This is a genomic window from Microbacterium sp. Leaf351 (assembly GCF_001423825.1).
GTDB classification, from domain to species: Bacteria; Actinomycetota; Actinomycetes; order Actinomycetales; family Microbacteriaceae; genus Microbacterium; species Microbacterium ginsengisoli.
The window spans coordinates 34,111-42,568 of record NZ_LMPK01000005.1; the positions used below are offsets into that span (position 1 = coordinate 34,111).

An 8,458-nucleotide genomic window follows, 5' to 3' on the forward strand; every position below is an offset into this window, starting at 1 on the left:
ATGCTCCTCCTCCGCGGTCGAGGTCGTGGACTCCACGCTACTGCGGATTCCGACGCTCGGAAGGGTACCGGAATCGCGATACATGTGAAATCTATGTTTCAGCCGACGATATCCGTAGTCTTTCGCCATAGTTGCTGACAGGATCGGGAGTCCCGAGAGAGTTCCGCACCGCACAGAGGAGTCATCATGCCCCGAGGTCCGCTGCCCGAAGATCCCACCGTTCGCGCGCTCATCGCGCAGGCGCGTGCGTCCCAACTCACCCGCCGTGGCTTCGTCGCCGGCGTCGGCGGGCTCTCGCTCGCCGCCTTCCTCGCCGCCTGCACCGGGCGCGTCGGCGGCGGCACCGGCGGTGCGTCGCCCAGCCTGACGCCCGCCACCGACATGTCCGACACCGTCAAGCAGCTCACCTGGGCGAACTGGGCCTTCTATCTCGACGAGGACGACAAGGGCGGCTACCCGACCCTCGAGGCCTTCCAGAAGGACACCGGCATCACCGTCAACTACGACGTCGCCGTCGACGACAACAACACGTACTTCGCCAAGGTTCGCGACCAGCTCGCGCTCGGCCAGGGGATCGGCGCGGACACCGTCTGCCTCACCGACTGGATGGCCGGCATCTGGATCCAGTCCGGGTTCACCCAGGCGCTCGACAAGTCGAAGCTCCCGAACGTCAGCGCCAACCTCGCGGCGAGTCTGCAGAACCCCGGATTCGATCCCGGTCGCGCGAACTCCGTGCCGTGGCAGACCGGCTTCGCGGGCGTCGCATGGAACAAGGAGAAGGTGCCCAACGGCATCAAGACCCTCGACGATCTGTGGGACCCGGCGTTGAAGGGGCGCGTCGGCGTGCTCAGTGAGATGCGCGACACGATCGGCCTGATCATGCTCAGCCAGGGCGTCGATCCGTCGAGCTCGAGCTGGGGCGATGACCAGTTCAACAACGCGCTCGACGCCTTCCAGAAGCAGGTGACCGACGGTCAGATCCGCAACATCAAGGGCAACTCCTACGCGGACGACCTGAAGAACGAGGACACCCTCGCCGCCATCGTGTGGTCGGGCGACATCTCGTCGATCAACGCGGAGGTGGGGGACAAGTTCGAGTTCGCTCTGCCCGAGTCGGGCGGCACCCTGTGGGCCGACAACTTCCTCATCCCGATCGGCTCGACTCAGAAGTCGAACGTCGAGAAGCTGATCGACTACTACTACCAGCCCGAGGTCGCCGCCCAGGTCGCCGCCTACGTGCAGTACGTCACCCCGGTGCAGGGCGCCCAGGAGGCCATGGCGCAGGTCGATGCGTCTCTCGTCGACGACCAGCTGATCTTCCCCGACGCGGCCACGCTCTCGAAGGCGCACATCTTCCGTCAGCTCACCAACGCCGAGCAGCAGAAGTACAACGCGGCCTTCGAAGCCGTCGGGCTCGGGGCCTGACCCGTGGCGGCGACGTCCTTCGGCGAGGCCGGGGCCGACCTCGAACTGGTCGGGATCCGCAAGGAGTTCCCCGGGTTCACCGCGATCGAGGAGCTCGACCTCACGATCCCCGCGGGGTCGTTCTTCGCGCTCCTCGGACCTTCGGGGTGCGGCAAGACGACGACCCTTCGGCTCGTGGCCGGGCTCGAGGACCCGAGTGCCGGGCGGATCCTCATCGGCGGCGCCGACGTGACCGCGGTGAAGCCGCACAAGCGTCCCGTCAACACGGTGTTCCAGAGCTACGCGCTCTTCCCGCACATGACCGTGCTCGAGAACGTCGCGTTCGGCCTGCGCCGTCGTCGGGTCTCCGATGCGCTCGCCAAGGCGCACGAGGCACTGCGCCTTGTGGAGCTCGACCACGTCGCCGAGCGCAAGNCCGCCCTCCTGCTGCTCGATGAGCCGCTCGGCGCGCTCGACCTGAAGCTGCGCCGACAGATGCAGCTCGAGCTGAAGTCGATCCAGGCCGAGGTGGGGCTCACGTTCCTGCACGTGACCCACGATCAGGAGGAGGCCATGACCATGGCCGACACGGTCGCGGTCATGAACAAGGGGCGCATCGAGCAGCTCGGCAGCCCGACCGAGCTCTACGAGCTGCCGCGCACGGGATTCGTGGCCGGCTTCCTCGGCCAGTCGAACCTCATCACCGGCGACGTCGAGTCGACGGCCGGAGGCATCGTGACGGTGCGCACCGCCGGGGGCGTGCTCGCGGTGCCGGCCTCGCGCGCTGTGTCGACCGGCGGGCGCATCACGCTCGGCGTGCGTCCCGAGAAGCTCCTGCTGCACGCGACGGCGCCCGCCGCCGACGCGGATCAGAACGTGCTCGGTCCCGGTCGCATCACGGATGTCTCGTTCACCGGCGTCAGCACCCAGTACCTCGTCGAGGTGCCGGGTGCCGGCACGGTGACCGTCTTCGCGCAGAACCTCGTGTTCGGTGCGGTGTATCCGGTGGGCGTCGAGGTGTGGGTCGCCTGGCACCGGGAGCACACGTTCGGGCTCGACAGCGATGCCCGCGCCGACGCCGCCGAGGGCGACGAGCTGGCGGCCGCGGCATCCGTCTCGTCGGACGAGGCCGCCTGAGATGGCACTGTCCGCACTCGCCCCGGCGGGGGGTGCGACCGCGAAGCCGGTCTCCGCGGCGCGCCGCGGCGGGGTCGTCGCGCTCGCGCTGCTGATCCCCGGGCTCGCCTACCTCGCCCTGTTCTTCCTGGTTCCGTTCGTCTCGCTCGTGATGACCTCGTTCGGTGTGAACGACCCGAACGAGTACGGCGTGTTCTCCTACGGCTTCCAGTGGCAGAACTACGTCGACGCGATCAGTTCGTACTGGCCGCAGTTCCTGCGCTCATTCTGGTTCGCGCTGCTCGCGACGGTGTTCGCGCTGCTCATCAGCTACCCGATCGCCTATTTCATCGGAGTGCGGCTGCGCGAGCGCGTGCTGCTTCGCAACCTGCTTCTCGTGTTGGTGATCGCGCCGTTCTTCATCTCGTTCCTCCTGCGCACGCTCGCGTGGAAGCAGATCCTCTCGGACGAGGGCCCGGTCGTGAGCTCTCTTCAGTTCCTCGGCCTCATGGGTTCGCAGGATCACCTCACCGGCACCGCCTTCTCGGTCGTGTTCGGCCTCACCTACAACTTCGTGCCGTTCATGACGCTGCCGCTGTTCGCCTCGCTCGAGCGGCTCGACAAGCGGCTCCTCGAGGCGGGCAGCGATCTGTATGCGAGTCCGGCGACGACGTTCTGGCGGGTCACGTTCCCGCTCACCCTTCCGGGCGTCGTGTCGGGCACCCTGCTGACATTCATCCCGGCTGCCGGCGACTATGTGAACGCAAGCCAGTCGTTCCTCGGCAGCGCGTCGACCTCGATGATCGGAAACGTCATCCAGTCGAACTTCCTCATCACCGTGAACTACCCGCAGGCGGCGGCGCTCAGCATCCTGCTGATGCTCGTGATCGTGGTGATCGTCGGCATCTACGTGCGCCGTTCGGGAACGGAGGACCTGCTGTGAGTGCGTCTGCTCCCACCCGCCGCCGGTTCGGACTCGGCCGTTGGCTGCTGCCGACCTACGTGACCGTCGCGTTCGTCCTGCTCCTGATCCCGATCGTCTACACGTTCGTGTTCTCGTTCAACGACGCGAACCGCTCGAACATCTCGTGGAACGGTTTCACGTTCCGCAACTGGCTGACCGTGTGCGACCAGCCCGACGTCTGCGTCGCGTTCGGCAACAGCATCGTGGTGGGTCTGACGGCGACGGTCATCGCGACCATCCTCGGCACGATGATCGCGATCGCCCTGGTGCGCTACCGGTTCCGTGCCCGTTCGGCGATCACGCTGCTGCTGTTCCTGCCGATGGCGACGCCTGAGGTCGTCATGGGTGCAGGACTCGCCGCCCAGTTCCTCACCGCCGGGGTGCCGAAGGGGCTCGGCACCATCATCATCGCCCACGCGATGTTCTGCCTCAGCTTCGTGGTCGTCACGGTGAGGGCGCGCGTGCTCTCGCTCGACCCGGCTCTCGAGGAAGCCGGTCGCGACCTGTACGGATCGCCCAACCAGGTCTTCTGGCGGGTCACCTTCCCACTTCTGCTCCCGGGCATCGTGGCGGCGGCGCTGCTGAGCTTCAGCCTCAGCTTCGACGACTTCATCATCACGTACTTCACCTCGGGCAGCACCCAGACGTTCCCGATCTTCATCTACGTCGCCGCCCAGCGCGGGTTGCCGCCGCAGGCGAACGTGATCGCGTCCTCGGTGTTCCTGCTGGCGATCGCGGCGGTCTTCATCTACCAGGCCATCGCCTGGCGCAGAGCGAAGAAGAGCGCGTGAGAATCGGATGCCGCGGGGCTGGGGCCGCGGCATCCGACAACCTTTCCTCGCCCTGGGCGTCGCATTCTGAACACATGCGAAACGCGGGGTGACAAGTCCGCGACCTCGGACTACCGTGGGGGCACCAAGAAGGTGACGGCCGGTCCGCCCCTTTCCGGGCGGGCCCGGAACTAGGAGGTCAAAGATGGACACCAGCATCGTCGGCGTGGGCGTGGGAATCACGGACCGCTTCCGTACTGTCGTCGACGACAAGGCCCCCCGCATCGAGAATCTCGCGCCCCGCGCGCAGCGGCTCGACGTCAAGGTCACCAACCGTCCCTCGCACGGCGGGCGCGGCGAGCACTCCACGGTGGAACTCACCCTCACCGGCAAGGGACCGATCGTGCGGGCGGAGGCGGTCGACGACGACAAGTTCGCGGCGCTCGAGGTCGCTGTCGACAAGCTGTGCGAACAGGTGCGGCGTGCCAAGCAGAAGCGGGTCGACTCGCGAAATCATCCGCGGGGCGCGACGTTCGACAAGGGAACTGGCGCGCTTGAGGGCATCGATGTCGAGCCGGCGTCCGTCGAGGTGCTGCGCGCCGTCGCGACGGGGGAGATCCCGGTGGTGGGCGAGGACGCGGCCGATGACGAGTATTCGCCCGTGGTCATCCGCACGAAGCTGTTCGATGCCGAATGGATGACCGTCGAGGAGGCCGTCGACCGCATGGAGCTCGTCGGGCATGACTTCTTCCTGTTCGTCGATGCCCGCACCGACCACCCGAGCGTCGTCTACCGCCGCAAGGGCTGGGACTACGGTGTCATCTCGCTCGGCACGCAGGCTGCTCCCGGCGCGGAGCAGCTCGCATCCTGAGCGCCTATCCGACGACGATGCCCGGGCCGTGAGGTCCGGGCATCGTCGCGTGCGGGGTCCGGCGCGAGGCGAGCGCCGAGCGGGCGCGGTGAGATGTCAGTCGAAGATGTCGCCGATGAGTCCGCCGATGACGAGTCCGCCGAGGATGCCGCCGACCGCGTCGCCCATGCCGCCGCCGCGTCCGCCGCGGCCTCCCCAGCCGCCTCCCCAGTCGTTGCCTCGCGAGTTGTCGATGTCGCGCTGCGCGAGGGCGAGCGCCTCGCTCGCGAGCTGCGCGGTGCGGCGCGCGTGCCGCAGCGCCGGCTCACGCGACTCCTCGCCCGAGGGGAGCGCATCGATCTCGGCACGGGTGCGCTCGGCCTCGGCGAGGCGCGTGCGGGCGTCGGGGCCGATGTAGCCGCGGTGCGAGGAGATGACGTTCGCGGCGATCGCGAGCTGCCGATCGGCGTCGTCGATCGCGTGGCGCACGAGGTCGGGCGACGGGAGAGGGTTCGCGGCGCGGGCCTGCGCTTTCGCGATGACGTCGTCGAGCGCCGTGTTCGCCTCGCGGAGTCGGGTGAGCTCGCGGAACGGGTCGGTCTTCGTCCCGGTCGGCGGGAGCGCCGAGAGCGCGGCTTCGAGCGCCGAGGTCGCCGCGGCCACCTCAGGGGTCGCGGGTGCGTTCCGGGCGCGCACGATGTCGCCGCGCGAGTCGGCGATCACGTCGGCGAGCGTCGACTCGGCGCGCAGCGCCTCGATCTCGAAATCGTCCACGCCGTCGAGCAGCGACTGCGCGCGGCGCACCGACTCGGTCGCGGCCTCGAGCGCGAGGTTCGCCTCCTCGGCGTTGCCCGCGGCGCGGCGGCGGGAGGAGACATCCGCGCTGTGCAGGGCGAAGTCGAGCACCTGGGATGCCTCGTCGGGGGCGCCCTGCACCTGTGCGAGCGCGCTCGGGGCGTACCGCGCCGCGAGGCGTTCGACGCTCTCGCGCGCGCCGGGGATGCGGGAGCGCAGAGTCTCGGCCGAGGTTCGCACTCCCGCGAGCACCTCGGGGGCGCGCCGTACCCGTTCGACCGCGTCGCTGAGGGCGGCGGTGCGCTCGTCGAGCAGGTCGTCGGCCCACGCGCACAGCTGCACGATGCGCGCATTGCGCGTGCGCAGTTCTTCGACGGTGTCGGGGATCTCGTCGTGGTTGAGCTGGTTCAGGTGGAACGCCTCGCCGAGATGCGTCCGCACGGCGCCGAGCGCGTCGCGCAGCCCCTGGGTCGCGGCCGGTCCCAACTCGGCCTCCGCGAACTCCAGTTCCTCGGTCGTCACGCGGATGCGCTCGTCGACATCGACGAGCGCGCGGCCCGCCTGATGCGACAGTTCGGCGTCCTGGGCGGCAGTCGCCGCATCCTGCTCGCGCTTGCGTCGTCCCCAGAAGCCTGCCATTCCTCGATCCTATGGGCGGGTGCGCGGCGCCCCTCTGGGTGTTCGCCGAGGGCGGTCAGGCGATCGCTGTGGCCTTCGGCGGCCGTCCGCGTCGCGGCGGTTCGGTCTCGAGGGCGAGTTCGAGCGCGCGGGGAGGATGCTGCGTGAGTCGGCCTTCCACGTGGTCGAGCCAGCGCACCTCGGCCTCGGCCTGGAAGATGAGCGCATCCGCGACGAGCAGCCACGCGAGCTCTTCACCGCTCGGGTCGCCGTCGCTGCGCTCGCCGCTGCGCTGTGCGCGTCGCAGCTCCTGCAGGTGGGCCAGCGACGCCCGGCGTTGCGTCTGCACGATGGCGGTGACGTCGACGCCGGGGAGGGTCGCGGCGAGTGCGAGTTTGATGGGCAGCTCGTCGCGCGTGCCGGTGGCGCGGGCGACGGGTGCGGCCAGCCAGTCGCGCGCTTCCGTGCGGCCGGCGTCGGTGATCGCGTAGAACACGTGCCCGTGTGCGTCGGTGTCGCCCTTGGCGACGAGGCTGTCGCGTTCCAGGCGTTCGAGCGTGTTGTAGATCTGACCGACGTTCAGGGGGGATGTCCCGCCGGTGCGGCGGTCGAACTCCGCGCGCAGCTGGTAGCCGTAGCAGGCTCCCTGGTCGAGGATCGCGAGCAGACTCTGACGCACCGACATCCGGGCCACCTTTCTGATTTCCGCGTATGTAATTGCTGAGTATATACATGCCGGGAATGCAAAGATCGGATGCCGCGCCCCCGAGTGCCCTCACCCAGCCCCCTTCAAAGTCACGGGTCTATAACATGGGGACGTATGCCCGGGCGCGGTGAGCGTTCGGGCCGGCGCGTGCGCCGCACCCGACCAGATGGAGATGTTCCGTGGCCAATCCTCTTGAGAAGCTGCTCCGCGCCGGCGAAGGCCGTGTGCTGCGGAGACTCCAGCAGGTGGCGAAAGCCGTGAACGCGCTCGAAGACGAGTACGCGCAGCTCACCGACGACGAGCTGCGCGAGGAGACCGCCGACTTCCGCGGACGCTATGCGCAGGGCGAGACGCTCGACAAGCTCATGCCGGAGGCGTTCGCCGCCGTGCGCGAAGCCGCCCGGCGCACCCTCGGTCAGCGTCCCTACGACGTGCAGATCATGGGCGGCGCGGCACTCCATCTCGGCAACATCGCCGAGATGAAGACCGGTGAGGGCAAGACTCTGACGGCGACCTTCGCTGCGTACCTCAACGCGATCGCCGGTGAGGGTGTCCATGTCGTGACCGTCAACGACTTCCTCGCGTCGTATCAGTCCGAGCTCATGGGTCGCGTCTACCGCGCGCTCGGCATGACCACCGGCACGATCGTCTCGGGTCAGACGCCGGAGGTGCGCCGCCAGCAGTACGAGGCGGACATCACCTACGGAACGAACAACGAGTTCGGCTTCGACTACCTGCGTGACAACATGGCGTGGCAGAAGGAGGATCTCGTGCAGCGAGGTCACTTCTTCGCGGTCGTCGACGAGGTCGACTCGATCCTCATCGACGAGGCGCGAACCCCGCTCATCATCTCGGGCCCTTCGTCGGGCGAGGCGAACCGATGGTTCGGCGAGTTCGCGAAGGTCGTGCGCACCCTCGAGTCGGGCGTCGACTACGAAGTCGATGAGAAGAAGCGCACCGTGGGTGTGCTCGAGCCCGGCATCGAGAAGGTCGAGGACTATCTCGGCATCGACAACCTCTACGAGTCGGCGAACACCCCCCTCATCTCGTTCCTCAACAACGCGATCAAGGCGCTCGCCCTCTTCAAGCGTGATGCGGACTACGTCGTCATGAACGACGAGGTCATGATCGTCGACGAGCACACCGGCCGCATCCTCGTGGGACGTCGCTACAACGAGGGCATCCACCAGGCCATCGAGGCGAAGGAGGGCGTGCCGGTCAAGGCCGAGAACCAG

7 protein-coding genes and 2 pseudogenes are annotated in these 8,458 nt (G+C 68.2%); 7 read left to right on the top strand and 2 right to left on the bottom strand.

Annotation, left to right across the window (positions count from 1 at the left end):
* Window positions 1-186: 186 nt before the first annotated feature.
* The 6 genes and pseudogenes from ASG00_RS02165 to hpf all read left to right on the top strand — a co-directional run bounded on the left by ASG00_RS02165 (window position 187) and on the right by hpf (window position 5,125).
* Window positions 187-1,425 carry an ABC transporter substrate-binding protein gene (locus ASG00_RS02165; RefSeq protein WP_045248284.1) on the top strand — a complete coding sequence of 413 codons (1,239 nt, stop codon included), beginning with the start codon at window positions 187-189 and terminating at the stop codon, window positions 1,423-1,425.
* A gap of 3 nt (window positions 1,426-1,428) precedes the next feature.
* On the top strand, window positions 1,429-1,839 hold a 411-nt coding region (locus ASG00_RS16460; RefSeq protein ID WP_235559072.1), incomplete at its 3' end, for an ABC transporter ATP-binding protein.
* A gap of 1 nt (window position 1,840) precedes the next feature.
* Window positions 1,841-2,541: pseudogene (locus ASG00_RS16465) on the top strand (ABC transporter ATP-binding protein); the annotation flags it as partial.
* A gap of 1 nt (window position 2,542) precedes the next feature.
* The gene (locus ASG00_RS02175; protein ID WP_045248286.1) at window positions 2,543-3,463 is read left to right on the top strand and encodes an ABC transporter permease; all 921 of its coding nucleotides are present in this window, start codon (window positions 2,543-2,545) and stop codon (window positions 3,461-3,463) included.
* Entirely contained in the window at window positions 3,460-4,275 is an 816-nt protein-coding gene (locus ASG00_RS02180; RefSeq protein WP_056206502.1) for an ABC transporter permease, read from the top strand. Before ASG00_RS02175 ends, ASG00_RS02180 begins: the two co-directional genes overlap by 4 nt.
* Window positions 4,276-4,459: 184 nt before the next feature.
* Entirely contained in the window at window positions 4,460-5,125 is a 666-nt protein-coding gene (hpf, locus tag ASG00_RS02185) for a ribosome hibernation-promoting factor, HPF/YfiA family (RefSeq protein WP_056206505.1), read from the top strand.
* 96 nt (window positions 5,126-5,221) lie between these two features.
* Here the strand turns inward: hpf and ASG00_RS02190 are convergent, their stop codons facing one another.
* On the bottom strand, window positions 5,222-6,538 hold the full coding sequence (locus ASG00_RS02190; RefSeq protein WP_056206507.1) for a hypothetical protein: 1,317 nt from the start codon (window positions 6,536-6,538) through the stop codon (window positions 5,222-5,224).
* A gap of 55 nt (window positions 6,539-6,593) precedes the next feature.
* Entirely contained in the window at window positions 6,594-7,202 is a 609-nt protein-coding gene (locus ASG00_RS02195; RefSeq protein ID WP_056206509.1) for a PadR family transcriptional regulator, read from the bottom strand.
* Window positions 7,203-7,402: 200 nt separating this feature from the next.
* Here ASG00_RS02195 and ASG00_RS16470 point away from each other — a divergent pair.
* Window positions 7,403-8,458 (top strand): annotated as a pseudogene (locus tag ASG00_RS16470) (preprotein translocase subunit SecA); the annotation flags it as partial.

What these genes read in the sequence shown, in the direction of transcription:
- ASG00_RS02165 (WP_045248284.1), top strand. Translation starts at nt 187, where the DNA reads ATGCCCCGAGGTCCGCTGCCCGAAGATCCCACCGTTCGCGCGCTCATC.
- ASG00_RS02175 (WP_045248286.1), top strand. Translation starts at nt 2,543, where the DNA reads ATGGCACTGTCCGCACTCGCCCCGGCGGGGGGTGCGACCGCGAAGCCG.
- hpf (WP_056206505.1), top strand. Translation starts at nt 4,460, where the DNA reads ATGGACACCAGCATCGTCGGCGTGGGCGTGGGAATCACGGACCGCTTC.
- ASG00_RS02190 (WP_056206507.1), bottom strand. Translation starts at nt 6,538, where the DNA reads ATGGCAGGCTTCTGGGGACGACGCAAGCGCGAGCAGGATGCGGCGACT.
- ASG00_RS02195 (WP_056206509.1), bottom strand. Translation starts at nt 7,202, where the DNA reads ATGTCGGTGCGTCAGAGTCTGCTCGCGATCCTCGACCAGGGAGCCTGC.